Origin of the sequence: Aeromonas sp. 82P, assembly GCF_051919365.1 — a bacterium.
GTDB classification, from domain to species: domain Bacteria; phylum Pseudomonadota; class Gammaproteobacteria; order Enterobacterales; family Aeromonadaceae; genus Aeromonas; species Aeromonas veronii.
This window is the reverse complement of sequence record NZ_JBQBEV010000001.1, coordinates 3930921-3948681: the sequence shown is the minus strand read 5'-3', so window position 1 is coordinate 3948681 and position 17761 is coordinate 3930921. Positions and strand designations below refer to the sequence as shown.

General features: G+C 60.2%; 20 protein-coding genes and 1 pseudogene. 13 read left to right on the top strand and 8 right to left on the bottom strand.

The window, feature by feature from the left end; all coding sequences use genetic code 11:
* Nucleotides 1–8: 8 nt before the first annotated feature.
* The 5 genes from epd to ACTG2S_RS17975 all read left to right on the top strand — a co-directional run bounded on the left by epd (nucleotide 9) and on the right by ACTG2S_RS17975 (nucleotide 5730).
* On the top strand, nucleotides 9–1019 hold the full coding sequence (gene epd / locus ACTG2S_RS17995) for an erythrose-4-phosphate dehydrogenase (protein WP_005335438.1): 1011 nt from the start codon (nucleotides 9–11) through the stop codon (nucleotides 1017–1019).
* Nucleotides 1020–1080: 61 nt separating this feature from the next.
* Complete coding sequence (locus tag ACTG2S_RS17990; RefSeq protein ID WP_005335436.1) at nucleotides 1081–2244, top strand: phosphoglycerate kinase; 1164 nt, start codon at nucleotides 1081–1083, stop codon at nucleotides 2242–2244.
* Between the two features lie 115 nt (nucleotides 2245–2359).
* A complete protein-coding gene (gene fbaA / locus ACTG2S_RS17985) occupies nucleotides 2360–3439 on the top strand; it encodes a class II fructose-bisphosphate aldolase (protein WP_005340963.1) in 1080 nt (359 codons plus the stop codon).
* A 159-nt stretch (nucleotides 3440–3598) separates the two neighbouring features.
* A complete protein-coding gene (locus ACTG2S_RS17980) occupies nucleotides 3599–4903 on the top strand; it encodes an NAD(P)/FAD-dependent oxidoreductase (protein WP_439983046.1) in 1305 nt (434 codons plus the stop codon).
* A gap of 236 nt (nucleotides 4904–5139) precedes the next feature.
* Nucleotides 5140–5730, top strand: coding sequence for a hypothetical protein (locus ACTG2S_RS17975; RefSeq protein ID WP_274161539.1), 591 nt, complete (start codon nucleotides 5140–5142; stop codon nucleotides 5728–5730).
* Between the two features lie 54 nt (nucleotides 5731–5784).
* Here the strand turns inward: ACTG2S_RS17975 and ACTG2S_RS17970 are convergent, their stop codons facing one another.
* The 4 genes from ACTG2S_RS17970 to cutA all read right to left on the bottom strand — a co-directional run bounded on the left by ACTG2S_RS17970 (nucleotide 5785) and on the right by cutA (nucleotide 8863).
* Nucleotides 5785–6198 carry a hypothetical protein gene (locus ACTG2S_RS17970; protein WP_042080037.1) on the bottom strand — a complete coding sequence of 138 codons (414 nt, stop codon included), beginning with the start codon at nucleotides 6196–6198 and terminating at the stop codon, nucleotides 5785–5787.
* 70 nt (nucleotides 6199–6268) lie between these two features.
* Nucleotides 6269–6760 carry a GNAT family N-acetyltransferase gene (locus ACTG2S_RS17965; protein WP_274161540.1) on the bottom strand — a complete coding sequence of 164 codons (492 nt, stop codon included), beginning with the start codon at nucleotides 6758–6760 and terminating at the stop codon, nucleotides 6269–6271.
* The gene (locus ACTG2S_RS17960; RefSeq protein WP_274161541.1) at nucleotides 6750–8549 is read right to left on the bottom strand and encodes a protein-disulfide reductase DsbD; all 1800 of its coding nucleotides are present in this window, start codon (nucleotides 8547–8549) and stop codon (nucleotides 6750–6752) included. Before ACTG2S_RS17960 ends, ACTG2S_RS17965 begins: the two co-directional genes overlap by 11 nt.
* The gene (gene cutA, locus ACTG2S_RS17955) at nucleotides 8546–8863 is read right to left on the bottom strand and encodes a divalent-cation tolerance protein CutA (RefSeq protein ID WP_058056979.1); all 318 of its coding nucleotides are present in this window, start codon (nucleotides 8861–8863) and stop codon (nucleotides 8546–8548) included. The genes ACTG2S_RS17960 and cutA overlap by 4 nt, the downstream gene beginning before the upstream one ends.
* A 244-nt stretch (nucleotides 8864–9107) precedes the next feature.
* Between cutA and ACTG2S_RS17950 the strand changes: the two genes are divergently transcribed.
* Complete coding sequence (locus ACTG2S_RS17950; RefSeq protein WP_005362699.1) at nucleotides 9108–9464, top strand: hypothetical protein; 357 nt, start codon at nucleotides 9108–9110, stop codon at nucleotides 9462–9464.
* Between the two features lie 167 nt (nucleotides 9465–9631).
* Here the strand turns inward: ACTG2S_RS17950 and ACTG2S_RS17945 are convergent.
* Together ACTG2S_RS17945 and ACTG2S_RS17940 are read right to left on the bottom strand one after the other, a co-directional pair.
* A pseudogene (locus ACTG2S_RS17945) lies at nucleotides 9632–9775 on the bottom strand (chlorhexidine efflux transporter); the annotation flags it as partial.
* A 107-nt stretch (nucleotides 9776–9882) separates the two neighbouring features.
* The gene (locus tag ACTG2S_RS17940; protein WP_047436069.1) at nucleotides 9883–10329 is read right to left on the bottom strand and encodes a PACE efflux transporter; all 447 of its coding nucleotides are present in this window, start codon (nucleotides 10327–10329) and stop codon (nucleotides 9883–9885) included.
* Nucleotides 10330–10454: 125 nt separating this feature from the next.
* Between ACTG2S_RS17940 and ACTG2S_RS17935 the strand changes: the two genes are divergently transcribed.
* A complete protein-coding gene (locus ACTG2S_RS17935; protein ID WP_076494938.1) occupies nucleotides 10455–11336 on the top strand; it encodes a LysR family transcriptional regulator in 882 nt (293 codons plus the stop codon).
* A gap of 6 nt (nucleotides 11337–11342) precedes the next feature.
* Here ACTG2S_RS17935 and ygfZ read toward each other — a convergent pair whose 3' ends face one another.
* Nucleotides 11343–12251: a tRNA-modifying protein YgfZ gene (gene ygfZ / locus ACTG2S_RS17930; protein WP_274161542.1), complete on the bottom strand. Its 909-nt coding sequence runs from the start codon at nucleotides 12249–12251 to the stop codon at nucleotides 11343–11345.
* Between the two features lie 111 nt (nucleotides 12252–12362).
* Between ygfZ and ACTG2S_RS17925 the strand changes: the two genes are divergently transcribed.
* Entirely contained in the window at nucleotides 12363–12632 is a 270-nt protein-coding gene (locus tag ACTG2S_RS17925; protein WP_005335417.1) for an FAD assembly factor SdhE, read from the top strand.
* Nucleotides 12633–12651: 19 nt separating this feature from the next.
* Complete coding sequence (locus ACTG2S_RS17920) at nucleotides 12652–13044, top strand: protein YgfX (RefSeq protein WP_274161543.1); 393 nt, start codon at nucleotides 12652–12654, stop codon at nucleotides 13042–13044.
* Between the two features lie 155 nt (nucleotides 13045–13199).
* Here the strand turns inward: ACTG2S_RS17920 and nadB are convergent, their stop codons facing one another.
* On the bottom strand, nucleotides 13200–14807 hold the full coding sequence (gene nadB / locus ACTG2S_RS17915; protein WP_005354382.1) for an L-aspartate oxidase: 1608 nt from the start codon (nucleotides 14805–14807) through the stop codon (nucleotides 13200–13202).
* 182 nt (nucleotides 14808–14989) lie between these two features.
* Between nadB and rpoE the strand changes: the two genes are divergently transcribed.
* The 4 genes from rpoE (at nucleotide 14990) to ACTG2S_RS17895 (ending at nucleotide 17753) form a co-directional block, all read left to right on the top strand.
* Entirely contained in the window at nucleotides 14990–15571 is a 582-nt protein-coding gene (rpoE, locus tag ACTG2S_RS17910) for an RNA polymerase sigma factor RpoE (protein WP_005335411.1), read from the top strand.
* Between the two features lie 22 nt (nucleotides 15572–15593).
* Nucleotides 15594–16196, top strand: a complete 603-nt coding sequence (locus tag ACTG2S_RS17905; protein ID WP_005335409.1) for an RseA family anti-sigma factor — start codon at nucleotides 15594–15596, stop codon at nucleotides 16194–16196.
* Nucleotides 16197–16217: 21 nt separating this feature from the next.
* The gene (locus ACTG2S_RS17900) at nucleotides 16218–17198 is read left to right on the top strand and encodes a MucB/RseB C-terminal domain-containing protein (RefSeq protein ID WP_005335407.1); all 981 of its coding nucleotides are present in this window, start codon (nucleotides 16218–16220) and stop codon (nucleotides 17196–17198) included.
* 93 nt (nucleotides 17199–17291) lie between these two features.
* Complete coding sequence (locus tag ACTG2S_RS17895; protein WP_040068038.1) at nucleotides 17292–17753, top strand: SoxR reducing system RseC family protein; 462 nt, start codon at nucleotides 17292–17294, stop codon at nucleotides 17751–17753.
* The last annotated feature ends 8 nt before the right edge of the window (nucleotides 17754–17761 follow it).

Genomic DNA, 17761 nt, shown 5'->3' with positions numbered 1-17761 from the left:
GATTCTCGATGATCAAGATTGCCATCAATGGTTACGGGCGGATCGGTCGCAACGTGTTGCGAGCCCTCTATGAAAGCGGGCGCGACAAGACCATCAAGATCGTCGCCATCAACGAGCTGGCGGCCCCCGAGGCCATGGTGCACCTGACCCGTTACGATACCAGTCACGGTCGCTTCCACCATCCGGTGCAACTGGCGGGCAACAGCATGCTGGTGGGGGAGGATCTCATCTCCCTGTTTGCCGAGCGGGATCCGTCAAAGCTGCCGTGGCGGGCGCTGGGGGTGGATGTGGTGCTCGATTGCACCGGGGTGTTTGGCTCGCGGGCCGATGCCGAGCTGCATCTGGCGGCGGGGGCGGGCAAGGTACTCTTCTCCCACCCGGCGGATGCGGATGTGGATGCCACCGTGGTCTACGGGGTCAACCATCATACCCTCACCGGAGCGGAGCGGATCGTCTCCAACGCCTCCTGTACTACCAACTGCGTGGTGCCGGTGATTGAAACATTGCATCGAGAATTCGAGATAAATTGTGGTACTATTACGACAATTCATTCGGCCATGCATGATCAGCAAGTCATCGATGCCTACCACAGTGACTTGCGCCGAACCCGTGCTGCCAGTCAGTCCATCATTCCGGTGGACACCAAGCTGGCAAAGGGGCTGGAGCGTATCCTGCCCCACTTCGCCGGCAAGTTCGAGGCGATCGCGGTGCGGGTGCCGACCATCAATGTAACAGCGATGGATCTCAGTATTACTGTTCGTAAAAAAGTGACAGTTACTGACGTAAATCAAGCCCTGCAACGGGCATCCAGAGGTACATTACACGGTATTCTGGATTACACGGAAGAACCGCTGGTCTCCGTAGACTTCAATCATGATGCACACTCCTGCATCATTGATGGTACCCAGACCCGGGTGAGCGATGCCAACCTCGTCAAGATGTTGATGTGGTGCGATAACGAATGGGGCTTCGCGAACCGGATGCTGGATACCACCCGGGCCATGATGGCCGCAGGCTGAGCCTGCCCCGGGCGAAAGGTTACTGTTTTTAACATTACCTGGAAAATATAGAGGACTGAATATGTCTGTTATCAAGATGACTGACCTGGATCTGGCGGGTAAACGCGTTCTGATCCGTGCTGACCTGAACGTACCGGTAAAAGACGGCAAGGTCACCTCCGATGCACGTATCGTTGCGACTCTGCCGACCATCAAGCTGGCTCTGGAAAAGGGCGCCAAGCTGATGATCACCTCCCACCTGGGTCGTCCGACCGAGGGTGAATACAACGAAGAATTCTCCCTGGCTCCGGTTGTCAACTATCTGAAAGACGCTCTGTCCTGCCCGGTTCGCCTGGCCAAGGATTACCTGGATGGCGTAGAAGTCGCTGCCGGTGAGCTGGTTGTGCTGGAAAACTGCCGCTTCAACAAAGGCGAGAAGAAGAACACCGAAGAGCTGGCCAAAAAATACGCCGCCCTGTGTGACGTCTTTGTAATGGATGCGTTCGGTACTGCTCACCGCGCCGAAGGTTCCACCTACGGTGTTGCCCAGTTCGCTCCGGTCGCGTGTGCCGGTCCGCTGCTGGCGGGTGAACTGGAAGCGCTGGGCAAAGCCATGCTGAAGCCCGAGCGCCCGATGGTTGCCATCGTTGGCGGCTCCAAGGTCTCCACCAAGCTGACCGTTCTGGAATCCCTCTCCAAGATCGCTGACCAGCTGGTTGTCGGTGGTGGCATCGCCAACACCTTCATCGCTGCTGCCGGTCACAACGTCGGCAAGTCCCTGTGCGAGCACGACCTGATCGACACCGCCAAGAAACTGGCTGCCGAGACCAACATTCCTGTGACCACCGACGTGGTTGTAGGTGCCGAGTTCTCCGAGTCCACTCCGGCGACCATCAAGTCCGTCTCTGACGTGACCGACGGCGACATGATCTTCGACATCGGCCCGGATTCTGCCAAGGCCCTGGCTGACATCATCATGAACGCCAAGACCATCCTGTGGAACGGTCCGGTCGGTGTGTTCGAGTTCGACCAGTTTGCTGAAGGCACCAAGGTTATCGCTGAAGCCATCGCTGCTTCTCCGGCCTTCTCCATCGCTGGCGGTGGCGACACCCTGGCTGCTATCGACAAGTTCGGCATCGCTGACAAAGTCTCCTACATCTCCACTGGCGGCGGCGCCTTCCTGGAGTTCGTAGAAGGCAAGGTACTGCCGGCTGTTGCGATTCTGGAACAGCGCGCCAAAGCCTAATTGACCCGGAACGGGGGGCAAAAGCCTCCCGTTTCGTTTATCATGTGCCCGCTGTGCCGGTTCATGATGAACCCCCCATTTTTTATTAACGGCATACGAGACAGGACGATTAAACATGTCTAAGAAAATTTTCGACTTCGTAAAACCCGGCGTGATCACTGGTGATGACGTTCAGAAAGTGTTCGCCATCGCTAAAGAGAACGGCTTTGCTCTGCCGGCCGTAAACTGCGTTGGTACCGACTCCGTGAACGCCGTACTGGAAGCTGCCGCCAAGGTTAAAGCGCCGGTTATCGTTCAGTTCTCCAACGGTGGTGCCGTGTTCACCGCCGGTAAGGGTCTGAAGCTGGAAGGTCAGAAAGCTGCCATCCTGGGTGCCATCTCTGGTGCCAAGCACGTTCACGCTGTTGCCGAAGCCTACGGCGTGCCGGTAATCCTGCACACCGACCACGCTGCCAAGAAGCTGCTGCCGTGGATCGACGGTCTGCTGGAAGCGGGCGAGAAGCACTTTGCTGAAACCGGCAAGCCGCTGTTCTCCTCCCACATGCTGGATCTGTCCGAAGAGTCTCTGGAAGAGAACATCGACATCTGCTGCGAGTACCTGACCCGCATGGCCAAGATGAACATGACTCTGGAGCTGGAACTGGGTTGCACCGGTGGCGAAGAAGACGGCGTCGACAACAGCCACATGGATCAGTCCGCTCTGTACACCCAGCCGGAAGATGTTGCTTACGCTTACGAGCGTCTGTCCAAGATCAGTCCGCGTTTCACCATCGCTGCCTCCTTCGGCAACGTACACGGTGTATACAAGCCGGGTAACGTCAAGCTGACCCCGTCCATCCTGGACGCTTCCCAGAAGTACGTTTCCGAGAAGTTTGGCGTTCCAGCCAAGTCTCTGGACTTCGTATTCCACGGTGGTTCAGGTTCCACTCTGGAAGAGATCCGCGAGTCCATCTCCTACGGCGTAGTGAAGATGAACATCGACACCGACACCCAGTGGGCAACCTGGGAAGGTCTGCTGAACTTCTACAAGAAGAACGAAGCTTACCTGCAAGGCCAGCTGGGCAACCCGGAAGGCGCCGACAAGCCGAACAAGAAGTACTACGATCCGCGCGTATGGCTGCGTGAAGGTCAGACTTCCATGATCGCTCGTCTGGAGAAAGCATTCTCCGACCTGAACGCCATCGACGTACTGTAATTCGTTACAGCACCTTGATTGCATGAAAAGGCGCCCTTCGGGGCGCCTTTTGCATTTCTGTGATCCGCACCGGTTGGTGAGTGGAGGAGGAACTGGGTATTATCGAAACAACTTTGCTTATTTTATTAAACAATTTGCAACCAAGGCAGGATGCTGAGTATGCAGGCAGGAAAGCACAACGGATATCAGGAGCACGTCGCCTCCTACTACGCGGCCACCCGCAACGACTCGCAACAGTGGCCCGAGCTGGAGGGGGAGCACAGGGCTGACGTCTGCATCATCGGCGGCGGTTTTACCGGTCTCAATACCGCCATCAATCTGGCTGATGCCGGTTACAAGGTTGTCTTGCTGGAGGCCAACCGTATCGGCTGGGGCGCTTCCGGGCGCAACGGCGGTCAGCTTATTCGCGGTATCGGCCACGATACCAGCCAGTTCGCCCGCTGGATTGGTGAGGAAGGGGTACGCGAGCTCGACCTGATGGGGCTGGAGGCGGTGCAACTGGTACGCGAGCGGGTCGAGCGTTTCAAGATCGAGTGCGATCTCACCTGGGGCTACTGCGATCTGGCCACCCGTCAGCGCCATCAGGCTGGTTTCGAAGAGGAGCTCGACCATCTGGCGAGTCTGGGGTACGAGCACGAGTTGAAGCTGGTACCGCGGGAAGATATCCATACAGTGGTGGGGTCGGATCGCTATATCGGCGGTCTTATCGACATGGGCTCCGGCCATCTCCATCCCCTCAATCTGGCGCTAGGCGAGGCGCGCGCCGCCGCCAGCCTCGGGGTCTCTCTGTTTGAACACTCCCGAGTGACCCATATCGACTATGGCAAGCAGCTGGAGGTGACCACCGCCCACGGCCGGGTCACCGCCGATTATCTGGTGATCGGCTGCAACGCCTATCTCAATGACCTCAATCCGGAGCTGGGAGGGCGGGTGCTGCCGGCCGGTTCCTACATTCTCGCCACCGAGGTGCTCGATCGCCGCTTGCGCCAGCGCCTGCTGCCGCAAAACATGGCGGTATGCGATCAGAACGTGGCCCTCGACTACTACCGCCTCTCTGCCGATGGCCGTCTGCTGTTTGGCGGGGCCTGCAACTACTCCGGCCGGGATCCCCGCGATATCAAGGCCTTTATGTTGCCCAAGCTGCTGCGAGTCTTCCCCGAGCTGGCTGGCACTGCCATCGAGTTTCAGTGGGGGGGCATGATCGGGATCGGTGCCAACCGGCTGCCGCAGATTGGCCGCTTGAAGGAATACCCAAACGTGCTCTACGCCCAGGCCTACTCGGGCCACGGCCTCAACGCCACCCATATGGCGGGCAAGCTGGTGGCCGAGGCGATCCGCGGCAAAAGCCGGGGTTTCGATCTCTTTGCCAGCGTGCCCCATATCACCTTCCCCGGCGGCCCGGCGCTGCGCTCCCCGCTGTTGGCACTGGGTATGCTGTGGCACCGGATGAAGGATATCTTCTGACCCCTATTGTCAGCCTGTGCAGTGATGGCTGAACTAAGCCCCCTTGCCAGCCCTTGTTTATAGCGGGTTAGCACTATCGTTCCGCCCGATAGACCAAAAGATGCATTCGCGCCAATCTCGTCCGATTGGCGCTATCTTTTAGGTGTGAGAGCGGTTATCTGCCAAGGGGCAAGGGGTTGTCAGATTGCCGGAATATTTGCCGAGAAAGGGCCGAGGACGGGGAGAGGAGGGCCAAGATGGAGATAAATGTGGTCGCGTCAGGCGGGCTCACCCCGCTGGCGCAACGGCAGGGTTCTTCCGCTGTGCAGGCACCGGAGAGGGCAACGCCTTCGTCATCGACAGGCAGCGACAGCCGGATGGTGCGCGATCTTGGCGCCGTGCTGGATGAGCTGGGGCTGTCGTCGAAAGGGGCGGATGGCGGCGGGAGCAGTGCTTCAATCAGGGATTCGCTGGAAGCGTTCATCAACACCATGATGGGCTCCTTGCAACAGCAGCAGGAGCAACAGCTGGCGTTGCAGCAACAACAGCGGCAAGAGCAGGAACAGCGCAAACTCGCCATCGCCGACAGCAGCGAAAACCCGCTCAAGCGGGATCTGGAGCGCCTGCTGGAGACGCTGGATCAGCAGGGCGGACAGGGAAAAGAGAGCGAGCAAGGGGCCGAAAGTGAAGCGGTGAACCCCTTGCAGAACCAGCTGACCAAGCTGCTGGAGAGCAGTGGTGCGGTAGAGAGCGGGGTCACCCTCAAGGAGGTGCTGTCAGGGTTGGCCAGCAAGTTGCCGAGCGAACCTGCCGAGCGAAAAGGGTATCGGGTCGATACCCAGGTTTGAGCTGGTTGGCAACAGCAGTCCAGTCGTTGCAGTGCGTAAGGGGCGGGCAGCCCTTTATTGGGCCGGTTCCGCCAGCCGCCAGCCCTGTTCGTCCTTCATCATCCACACCTCGGCCTCTTGTGGCAGCACCTGGCCCGCCTCGAACTCGCCATATTTGCGCTCGAGCTCCATCAGCCCCATCTCCTGCTGGAAGGGGCCCACCCGGTCGTAGACCAGGTCCTCGTCGTGCAACACCTGCAACTGATCGAGCCCCTGCTTGAAGTGGAGCTGGTAACTCACCTTGACCAGATAGACCCCCTCCATCCGCTCCTCCTTGCCGAGGATGGTGAAGTCGCTGATATCGAACAGGTTGGCGTCTGTCTCGGCCAGCAGCTTGGCGGTGACCTGCTGGCGGATATCCTCTTCACCGGGCCCTGCACTGCAGCCATAAAGCCAGAGGGCTAGCAGGGGGATGAACCACTTTTTCATCAAAACTCCGGACAAGTGCAAAACGAGAGGGGCGATTGTGCCACGCGAATGCGCGGCGGCAAACCTCGGCTCACGGTTCCAGTGAACGTTCCAGCACGATGGCCTCGGCCCGATAACCAGCCAGCTCGCGGCGATAGCACTCGGTGAAGCCTCTGCGCAGCCAGAAGGATAGAGCACTCTCATTGCTGGCAATCACTGACAGGCGAAGCCGGGTAGCCCCCCATGAGCTTGCCAGCGTGCAGGCGTGAAGATAGAGCGACTGACCACGGCCACTCCCTTGCCAGGGTTCCCCCACCAGTAACAGACCCAGATAGGCGGTGTCTGGATTGGGGTAGCCGCGCAGCAGATCAATGACAGCGGTGAGTTCTCCCTGCTCCCAGCGGCCGATGAGATGTTTGTCGGAGAGAGGCAGGCCGGGTGGGCAGGCGACCAGTTCCTCTTCTCCTGCCTGTGCAGAGAGAGGGTTATTGCTCACCGCCGCCTGATAGGAGGGGGCCTGCTCGAACAGCCGCTGCAAGGCAGGTGCATCGCTTGTCTGCAGCCGACGCAACTCAGTGTGCATCACTTACCATCTCGAGATGTTTGGCAAAGGGGATAGGCCCCATAAAACCGGTGACCCGCTGCCCTGTCAGCTCCTTGCCCTCGCGGTCGAAGAAGATGAGGGTCGGCAATCCCAGCACGTTGAGGCTGTTGAGCAGCTCGATATCGGCATCGTCGTTGGCGGTGACATCCGCCTGCAGCAGCACCATCTGGCCAAAGCGCGCCCTCACCGTCGGGTCGCTGAAGGTCTTGTGCTCGAACTCCTTGCAGGCGACGCACCAGTCGGCGTAGAGGTCAAGCAGCACCGGCTTGCCGCGGGCGGCGGCAAGCTGCACCTTGAGATCATCCAGCGTCTTGACGCGGATAAACCGCGGCGCCGTTTGATTGGCATCCGCCGTGATGGCAGCAGGGTTGGCCGGTTGCAGCAGATCCTTGCCCACCACCACGGCGCTAATCATCGCCAACAACAGCACGAAGCCGCGCACGCTTTTGGCCACCGAGTGGGGCTGGTGCTGGTTGTGGTGATAGAGATAGCCGCACAGCAGCAGCCCCCAGCCAAGCCAGGCGAGAGTGGCAATCTGATCGCTCCAGAGCCGTGACAGCAGCAGGATGGGCACCGCCAGCAGGGCAAAACCAAACAGCTGCTTGATCACATCCATCCAGGCGCCTGCTTTGGGCAGCAGCTTGCCACCCGAGGTGCCAAGCAGCAGCAGCGGTAGCCCCATCCCGAGCGAGAGGGCATAGAGCGCCGCCCCGCCGAGCCAGAGATCGCCGCTCTGGGCCACATAGATCAGCGCCCCCGAGAGCGGTGCCGTGGTGCAGGGGGAGCAGACCAGCCCGGAGATCATCCCCATGATGGCGACCCCGACTACCGAGCCGCCCTGCTGGCGGTTGGAGAGACCGGAGAGACGGGTTTGCAAACTGCTCGGCAGTTGCAGTGTATAGAGCCCGAACATGGAGAGGGCCAGCAGCACGAACATCACCGAGAGGCCGATCAGCACATAGGGGTGTTGCAGCGCCGCCTGGAATTTCAGGCCCGCCGAGGCCACTACCAGCCCCAGCAGGGTGTAGGTGACCGCCATCCCCTGCACATAGACAAAGGAGAGCAGGAAGGCGCGACCGGTAGAGAGGCGATGGCCAGCACCGGCGATGATGCCGGTCAGGATTGGGTACATGGGGAAGACGCAGGGAGTGAAGGCGAGCCCCAGCCCCAGCGCGAAGAAGGCGACGATGCTGAGCCAGAAACCCTGATTGCCGAGGGCTGCGGCCAGCTGATCTTGCTGGCTAACCGGTGCGACGCTTTGTGCCGTATCAGCAGTGGACGCTGTGGTTGCCGTGACCAGCGGGGCCACATCGATCAGCTTGTCGGTCGGCGGGTAGCAGAGGCCGTCGGTACAGCCCTGATAGCGCACCCGCAGGGTGGCGCCGTCGCCTACCTCCTTTAGCGGCACCGCGATGCTCACCTGCTGGTAGTAGACCCGGGTCTTGCCGAAGAAGTCATCCTCGTGCTCGGTGCCTTCTGGCAGGGTCGGCTCGCTGAAGGTGAGACTGTTCCCCTTGAAGCGCAGGCTGTGGCGATAGAGGTAGTAATCGTCGGCGATGTGGAGGGTCAGCAGCAGCTGATCGCCGCGCTGTTCGCTCTCGATCTGAAAGGCCTCATCGACCTGCAAAAATTTGGGTTTGGCATTGGCCTCAATGCCCAGCGAGCTGAGCAGATCGGCGCCGCTGGCGTGGGCAGGGGCGCTGCCCGCCGCTGTCGTCAACAGAGCACAGAGCAGCAACAGGGGAGAGAGCAAGCGAGTGAATGTCATGAGGTCTCCCCATTGAGCCAGTCGAGATAGGCGGGTAGTCCGGCACTTACCGGCAGGGCCAGCAGCTCGGGCACCTCATAAGGGTGATTGGCTTGAATACATGCCTGCAGCTCGGCAAAGCGCGACTGGCGGGATTTGATGATGAGCTGGATCTCGGTGGCGCGCTCTACTTTGCCTTGCCAACGATAGACGGAGGTAATGCCCGGCAGTTGATTAATGCAGGCGGCCAGCCGCTGGTTCAGCAGCTGTTCGCAGAGAAGGTCGGCACTGGTTTGATCTGGGCAGGTGCAGAGCACCACAATGGCGTCGGTCATAAAGCGGATCTTCACCTCGTTGGGGTAAACCGGGCAGGCGCCCTTGCCGTGTCATCCTTTTCTGCGGATGAAGGTGAAAAAAGCGCCTGAAAATCAGCGGCTACTATACCCCAGAGCCGCTTCAAATAGCATCTGTAGCCATTTGTGAGCCAGCGCCAAAAATTTGTGGGGGGCATGAGATAGACGCTGTCATGGGGACAGGGCAGAATGAGCGAGCTTGTTCCCAATTGACGTAAGGAAATGTATGACCCAACAGAATGAGCAGCAGAGAAACCGCATGTTGAGCCTGCTGCGCGAAGGTGAGCGCCGCATGTTGGTTCAATTGGCCGGGCTGCTGCGCACGACCGCCGATGAAATCAATGCCGAGCTGGAGAAAGAGGAGCTGATGGCCACCCTGGAGCAGCCCATCACGGTGGAGTATCTCAACGGCGTGGTGCAGCACCATCTGTTCGAGCGCAAACACAAGGGAGATATGGCGGTTGCCCAGCAGATCCTGAGCGATTATCAGAGCGAGCTGGAAGCGCTGCAGGCCGCTCAGGCCCAGCCTGAAGAGGCTGCCGCTGCCGACGAGAGCGGCGAAGAGCTCAAGGCCCAGGCTTGAGCGACGGGCAGGCCTGAATCCTTACTTCTGAATCAGCCGGCCTGCCAGCGCTGATCCCTGTTGCGGCCCCATCATGTCTGCCATGGTGGGGCCGTGTCGTTTCGTTTCTTCTGTTGCCTTCCCTTGTTGACCTTCACGTCTCGGTTTCAATCCAACTGATTCGTGCCTTAGCGCGCCTCTTGGGGCATGCCGTGCGGCACTTCGCGGGGGATGGGGAACACCTTGTCATAGCCCCAGTTGTAGACGAAGGCATAGATCAGATAGAAGACGACGAAGCCCAGATCCAGCACCAGCGCCTCCAGCATGCTGATCCCTGTTGCGGCCTCATCATGTCTGCCATGATGGGGCCGTGTCGTTTCTTCTGTAGTCTTTCCTTGTTGCCCTTCATTTCTCGGTTTCAATCCAACGGATTCGTGCCTTAGCGCGCCTCTTGTGGCATGCCGTGCGGCACTTCGCGGGGGATGGGGAACACCTTGTCATAGCCCCAGTTGTAGACGAAGGCATAGATCAGGTAGAAGACGACGAAGCCCAGATCCAGCACCAGCGCCTCCAGCAGGCTGACGCTCAGCCACCAGGACATGACCGGCAGCGCGACGATCAGCAGACCGCCCTCAAAGCCGAAGGTATGCAGCACCCGTTGCCACAGGGTTTTGTGGGTATGGCCCTGATATTTGAGCAGCAGCTTGTCGACCCCGATGTTGTAGATGTAGTTCCAGACGGTGGCCAGCACCGAGAAGAACAGTGCCAGCGGGCCCATATGGTTAAGCCCGACCCCAGTAACCCAGCTGGCCAGCGGGGCGGCAATCAGCAGGCCAATAAATTCAAAGCCAATGGCATGGCGCAGGCGATCGTTACGGGTACGCATAAGTCACTCTCTCAATCAGATTTATTCACGGATTGCTGGTTAATCTATAGATCTTTAGCGATAGATTCATGTTGGTATCCATCGCTAAAATAGATGGATGAGAGAGCTTGCCGGAGGGCCATAAGATGACGCCATCACTGGAACAACTGAGGATCTTGCTGGCGGCCGCCGAAACCGGCTCGTTTTCCGCTGCCGCCCGCAAGCTGGGCAAGGCGCAGTCGGTGGTGAGCAGCGCCATCGCCAATCTGGAGATCGATCTGGCGCTCACCCTGTTTGACCGCAGCGGCCGCTATCCGCAGCTGACGGAGGCGGGGGCCCGCATGGTGCAGGAGGCGGGGATCCTGCTGGCGCAGAGTGAACGATTGCAATCCATTGCCGGGGAGCTGGCGGCCGGGGTGGAGACGCGGCTCACTCTGGCCATCGATGATGACTCCCACCTCCCCTGGCTCGGCACCCTGCTGGAGGAGTTCGCCACTCGTTACCCGACCGTGGAGCTGGAGCTGCTCTTCCCGCTGATGGAAGATGTGACCGAGATGCTGGTGACCGGCCGGGCCCAGCTTGGCATCAGCTATCAGAAGGTGCATCCGCAGCGGGAGATTGTTGCCCATTCGCTGGGGGAGGTGACCATGCCGCTGGTGGTGTCACCGGATCATCCGCTGGCCCGCAAGCAGCCGCTACGGGAGGTCGATCTGCAGGGGGCGCGCCAGCTGATGGTGACCGGCCGACGGGAAGGGAGCGAGCGCCAGCGTTTTCGCATTTCGGCTCAGGTGTGGTGGGTCGAGGGGGATCTCGGGGTGCTGGAGCTGGTCAAGCGGGGCCTTGGCTGGTCCGCGATTCCGGAATTTCTGCTGCATCAGCCGCTGGCTCGCGGCGAAGTGGTGGTGCTGGAGCCGGACTTTATCGCCAGCCACGCGCTGGCGCTGGAGTTGCAGTGGCATCGCGCCCGCCCGCTGGGGCAGGCGGGGCGCTGGCTGAAGGAGGCACTGCTGGCGCGGGTGCCTCGCTAGCCGACCTTACTCGGTCAGGGCGTAAGGCAGGGGTTGCAGGGTGAGGCGGGAGCCTTCGTCCTGCTTGAGGCGGAATTGGGCGTCAGCCTCGGTATCTTTTGGTAGCACGGCGGTGAGCCACACCTGCCCGGCCTGTTGCCAGGCGTTGAGCACCATGCCGCTACGGCGCCAGTTGTCACCCAGTTGCAGCTCAAGGGTATCGCCGCTGGCGACCTGCTCGCCGGTAGTGCCCGCCAGTAGGAACAGGGCGCGGTTGTTGGCGCCGCGATACTTGGCGCGGGCCACCGTCTCCTGCCCCATGTAGCAGCCCTTGTTGAAGCTGATGCCGTCCAGTGCCTGCAGGTTGAGCATCTGCGGGATGAACTCCCCCTGATGCACCGCCTCCATGTGCGGCAGGCCCGCCTTGATCTCGAGCCCCCACCAGAGTGACTCGTCCCCTTGCGGCAGGGCGTCGGCTTGTTGATTGCTCACCAGCAGCCAGCGATCCTGTTCAATCTTCACCGCCATGCCGCCGTCGATAAGACCGCTCTGCTCAAGGCCGAACTGGGCAGTGATCCACCCATCGCTGCCCGTACCGGCGATCCCGGTGGCGTGACGCTCATCGGCGGCGATCTCGACCTTGGAGAAGACGGCAAATTTCTTCAGCTCCGGCAGTTGGCGCTCCAGTACCGAAGGGCTGGTCAGCAGCAGCAGGCTGTCGTCGAGACAGAGCAGGCGGAAATTGCTCCACAGCTTGCCCTTGGGATCGCAGTGGCCGCCCGGGGTCTGTTGCCCCGGTTGCAGGGCGTTGACATCACAGGTGACCTGACCTTGCAGATATTTGGCGCGATCCTGGCCGCTGATACGGGTGATGGCCAGCTTGGTCAGGGGGAAGCGGGTCGGCTCGGCAGGAAAAACAGGTGGTTGCAGGCTCACGATGGTATTCCAGAGAGAAAGTATGTGAGCTGCATGGTAAAGACGTAACTAATGTTTGTCAGCCGGAAAATCCAGCTGGTACCATCCCCCGGTCTTTGTAAGGAGAGTGCCATGTTGAGCCCAGTTGAAAAATCCCGCCTGAAGTGGGCCTGCCGTCGCGGTATGCTCGAGCTGGATGTGATCTTTATGCCCTTTTTCGAACACGAGTTCGACTCCCTGAGCGAAGCCGATCAGCAGACCTTTATCCGCCTGCTGGCGAGCGACGATCCGGATCTGTTCAAATGGTGCATGGGGCATGGTGTCCCTGCCGATCCCGCATTTGCCGCCATGATCCCGATGATCCTGGAGCGCAATCAGGCGCGCCACGACCGCCAGGGGTAATCCTGTGGAGCGGGTGATCATGACGGTTCACCCCTCCCGCCATCAGCAATATTTGCTGGTGGCCCTCTTTCTGTTGCTGCTCTGGCCGGTGGCTGGCCTGATTGCCGGTTGGCAGTGGGCGCTGTTGCTGCCCGTCTGGCTGGTGGCGCTCTACTTTAGCTGGCGTGCGCTCGACGAGCCCCCGTTCGAGCTTGTCTGGGATGGCCAGTGGCTACAGTGGCAAGGTCGTCGCTATCAGCTCGACAAGAAAAGCCGCATTCTGCCCGGCGTGCTCAGGCTGGCACTTTGTCCCGAACCGCAAGCGAGTGGAGCTGTGTCGCCACGGCAACTGTGGCTCTTCTCCGACGCCCTTACCCCCGAACATTACCGCCTGCTGGCGCGAGCCATCCACTTTCTGCCGTCCCGGCGTTGATGCCTGCTTTCCGTGATGACCATGCGCTGATTTATCGCGATAAGCTGCTGCAATGTGGCTGGCGGCGCTCTTTTTGTGGCTGAAAACCGGTTGAAAACAAGTGACCCCGCCGGGGCGGGGTCACTGATAGCTGCAACGCTTTGCGGGAAGGGGGATTAATCCCGCTCCGGGGTCAGCACAGTCGGCTTGGAGTCCGGCAGCATATCCGGATAATCCAGGTTGTAGTGCAGGCCGCGAGACTCCTTGCGCTGCAGGGCGCAGTTGACGATAAGCTCGGCTACCTGCAGCAGGTTGCGCAGCTCCAGCAGGTTGTTGGAGACGCGGAAGTTGGCGTAGTACTCCTGCACCTCCTGCTTGAGCAGGTCGATGCGGCGCTTGGCGCGGGCGAGGCGCTTGTTGGTACGCACTATCCCCACGTAATCCCACATCATCAACCGCAGCTCGTGCCAGTTGTGCTGGATCACCACCAGTTCGTCGGAATCTTCCACCTTGCTCTCGTCCCACACCGGCAGGCGCGGTGGCTCCACGCTCATCGGCAGCTTGGCCAGAATATCGGCCCCCGCCTGATGGGCATAGACCACGCATTCCAGCAGGGAGTTGGATGCCATACGGTTGGCGCCGTGCAGACCGGTGTAGGTCACTTCGCCGATGGCATAGAGGCCGGGAATATCGGTCTGGCCGTTGTTGTCGATCATCACGCCGCCACAGGTGTAGTGGGCGGCCGGCACGATGGGCATCGGCTCCTTGGTGATGTCGATGCCGACCGCGAGGCAGCGCTCATAAATGGTCGGGAAGTGCTTGATGATGAAATCGGCCGGTTTGTGGCTGATATCCAGATACATGCAATCCGCCCCGAGCCGCTTCATCTCGTGGTCGATGGCGCGGGCGACGATGTCGCGCGGCGCCAGCTCGGCCCGCTCGTCAAACTCCGGCATAAAGCGGCTGCCGTCCGGGCGGCGCAGATAGGCACCCTCGCCACGCAGCGCTTCGGTCAGCAGGAAGTTGGGGTCGTCCGGGTGGAACAGGCTGGTGGGGTGGAACTGGTTGAACTCCAGGTTCGCCACCCGGCAGCCGGCCCTCCATGCCATGGCGATGCCATCGCCAGAGCTCACATCCGGGTTGGAGGTGTACTGGTAGACCTTGGAGGCACCACCGGTGGCCAGTGCCACGAAACGGGCACGGATCACCTCGACCTGCTCGGCGTTGCGGTTCCAGACGTAGGCCCCCAGCACCTTGTTGCCTGGCAGGTTGAGCTTGCGGGTGGTGATGAGGTCGACCGCGTTGAAGCGCTCCATCAGCTGGATATTGGGGTGGGCGCGCACCTGATCGATCAGGGTCAGTTGCACCGCCTTGCCGGTGGCGTCGGCCGCGTGGAAGATGCGGCGATGGCTGTGGCCCCCTTCGCGGGTGAGGTGGTACTGGGATTCACCGTCGGCGTTCTCCTCCTGATCGAAGGGGACCCCTTGCTGAATGAGCCACTGGATGGACTCGCGGGCGTGGCGAGCGGTGAACTCGACCACTGCCGGGTCACACAACCCGGCGCCCGCGTTGAGCGTGTCGCTCACGTGGGATTCGATGCTGTCGGTTTCGTCGAAAACGGCAGCGATGCCTCCTTGCGCATAGAAAGTGGCCCCTTCACTGATGGGCCCCTTGCTCAGAACCAGGACTTTGGCGTGGTCTGCCAATCGCAACGCGAGGGACAAACCAGCGGCACCGCTGCCAATGATCAGTACATCGCAAAGGTATTCAACACTTGCTTTCATAAGTATCATTGGCCTGGATTAAGAACTGGCACCATGGTAGCCCAAGCGAGGGCGAGGATGCAGCCTGCATCACATTTTTTTCAATTGAAGCGAACTTTCTCTGATTCTCCCTGTCTGAACTTGTGCGCTTAGGAAGGGCCGGAAAAGAAAAACGATAACCTGATGGGGGTTTTACGGCTCTGATGAGCGACCAGAATCTACTGGACGAACAGCTGGTTGAACGGGTCCAGCGCGGCGATAAAGCAGCTTTCAACCTGTTGGTAAAAAAATACCAGCATAAGGTGGTCAACCTGGTTGCCAGGTATGTCAACAATCCCGGTGATGTGCCCGATGTGGCGCAAGAGGCCTTTATAAAAGCCTACCGTGCATTGCCGACATTCCGTGGCGAAAGTGCTTTTTACACCTGGTTGTACCGAATTGCCGTGAACACGGCGAAGAATTATCTCACCTCCCAAGGGCGCAGGCCGCCCAGCAGTGATGTGGAGGCTGACGAAGCGGAGTCTTATGGTGGTGGTGAAGCCTTGCAAGAGGTCTCAACCCCCGAAAACCTGGCGCTGACTGACGAGATCAAACGCACCGTGTTTTCAGCCATAGAGGCATTGCCGGAAGACCTGAGGACAGCTATCACCCTTCGCGAACTGGAAGGGCTGAGCTACGAAGAGATTGCCGAAATCATGGATTGCCCAGTGGGTACGGTCAGATCCCGTATCTTCCGGGCGAGGGAAGCAATCGATAAAAAGCTGCAACCTCTGATCGAGAATTAACTGGGGAAAAACGGGTTAACTTATGGCAAATAAAGAGCAAATCTCTGCCCTGATGGATGGTGACCTGAGTGACGCAGAGGTACTGAACGAGCTGGAGATGGACTCCGACTTGCAAGATACCTGGGGTCGTTACCACCTGATCGGCGATGCCATGCGGGGTGACCTGCCGGTCAATCTGCAACTGGATCTCAGTGACAGCATTATGGCTGCGCTGGAGGATGAGCCCACCATACTGGCACCCAAACCGGTCGAGACGGCTCCCGTGCTGCAACCTGCCGTTGCGCCGGTCAAGACTGATTCCAATGTGGTTCCGTTGTTCCGCCGTGTCGGTCAGCAACTGGGTCAATATGCCATTGCGGCATCCGTGGCCGCTGCCGTTATCTTCGGGGTGCAGCAGTATCAGGGGCAGGATGGCGTTCCGGCCAATCCGGTGCTCAATACCATTCCAATCGGTGGCAGTGCGGCGCCTGTGAGTGTTCACTATCCGCAACAGGATGGCGCCCGTGCCCGTCAGCAGGGGCTGACCGAACAGCAGATGCAGGAGCAGCGGGAGCGGATCAACGCCTTCCTGCGTGACCACCAGTTGCAGCAGCGCCTGTTGCAAGACAGACAGATCCAACAATAACGAATTGTCAGGGATACAAACGTGCGCCAGTCCAGCCGTATTTTGCTGGCATCTCTCCTGCTGATCAGTGCCAAGGCCTCGGCCGACGATAAGTCGGCCGAGGCCTTGTTGCAGCAGATGCAGAGTGCCGTGCAGCAACAGAATTTCGAGTTGTCCATGGTCAAGGCCCGTCAGGGGCGTCTTGAACCGATCCGGATCAGCCATGCCGTCATCAACGGCAAGGAAGTTGCCCACCTCAGTTACCTTGACGGCAAGGCGATCGAGTATCTTCAGCGCCAGAACGAATACACCTTCTTTGAAAACAGCCACGATCCCTACACCCTGAAGGATGCCCGCTTCCCCGGCATCTGGTCGACCCTGGTGAAGATGCCGCTGGCGCAGGTGCTGGAGAGCTATGATCCTGTGCTGGCCGGCCGCAGCCGCGTCGCTGGTGTGGTGGCACAGGTGGTGAGGCTGGTGCCTAAAGAGGCCGACAAATATGGTTTCGTGCTCTGGATTGATGAGCAGAGCCACTTGCTGCTGCGGATCGACATGGTCGAGCGGGAAGGCAATCTGGTGGAGCAGGTGCTCGGTGTCGAGCTGGATCTGCAGAGCAAACCGGCCCCCTGGCTGGTGAAGCTGGCCAACAGCAAGCAGCCTCCGGCGCTGGCGCTGGAGGATGCCTATCCAGCGCCACAACAGCAGTTGAACTGGCAGATCACCTGGCTGCCCGATGGCTTCAAGGTGCTGTCGCAAGACCGGCACCAGCTGGTGACCACCAGTATGCCGGTGGATTACATGATGCTCTCCGACGGGCTGGTGGATCTCTCGGTCTACGTCTCCCGGGTCGATCCCAAGCAGGCGGTGCGCCAGCAGCTGATCCGCCAGGGGGCGACCTCGCTGGTGAGCTATGTCAACGAGGTGGGGGTCGAGATCACCGTGGTCGGCGAGGTGCCTGCCGAAACCGCCAAGCGCATCGCCGAGTCGGTCCAGCCGCTGGCCCGCAACGAAGCGGTGCAGTAACGGGGGATGCGGGGGTGTTCCCCGCTTGCCGAGCGTGGCGAGTCGTGGTCAGATCCCCTGATTGTGTGAACCCGAGGTGTTGCCGTGAATGAGATGAGTGAAGAGCTGGCGACCGTGGTGGCCATTGAGGGTGACCATGCCTGGGTGGAGTGCGAGCGTCGCTCCGCCTGCAGTGGTTGTCAGCAGCAATCCAACTGCGGTACCGGCACCGTGGCCAAGGCATTTCCCCTGAAAGCTCCCCGCTTGCGGGTCAGGCTGACCGCCGAGGTGCGGGTTGGCCAGCAAGTGAGGCTCGGTATCCCGCAAGAGAGTCTGCTGCGCGGGGCGGCGCTGGTCTATGTGCTGCCGCTTTTCTGCCTGTTGGCCGGCGCCTTGCTGGGGCAGCTCTGGCTGGCACCGCTGCTCTCGGGCGGGGAGGGGATTACCATTCTCTGCTGCCTGCTGGGGGGCGTGCTGGGCTTTTTACTGGTTCGTTACTTTTCCAACCGCCTGGATCAGGGGCGTTACGGCCCGCAGATGCTCGGCGTTGTCGTCCCTGTCCGCATCCTCCCCTGACTGAACAG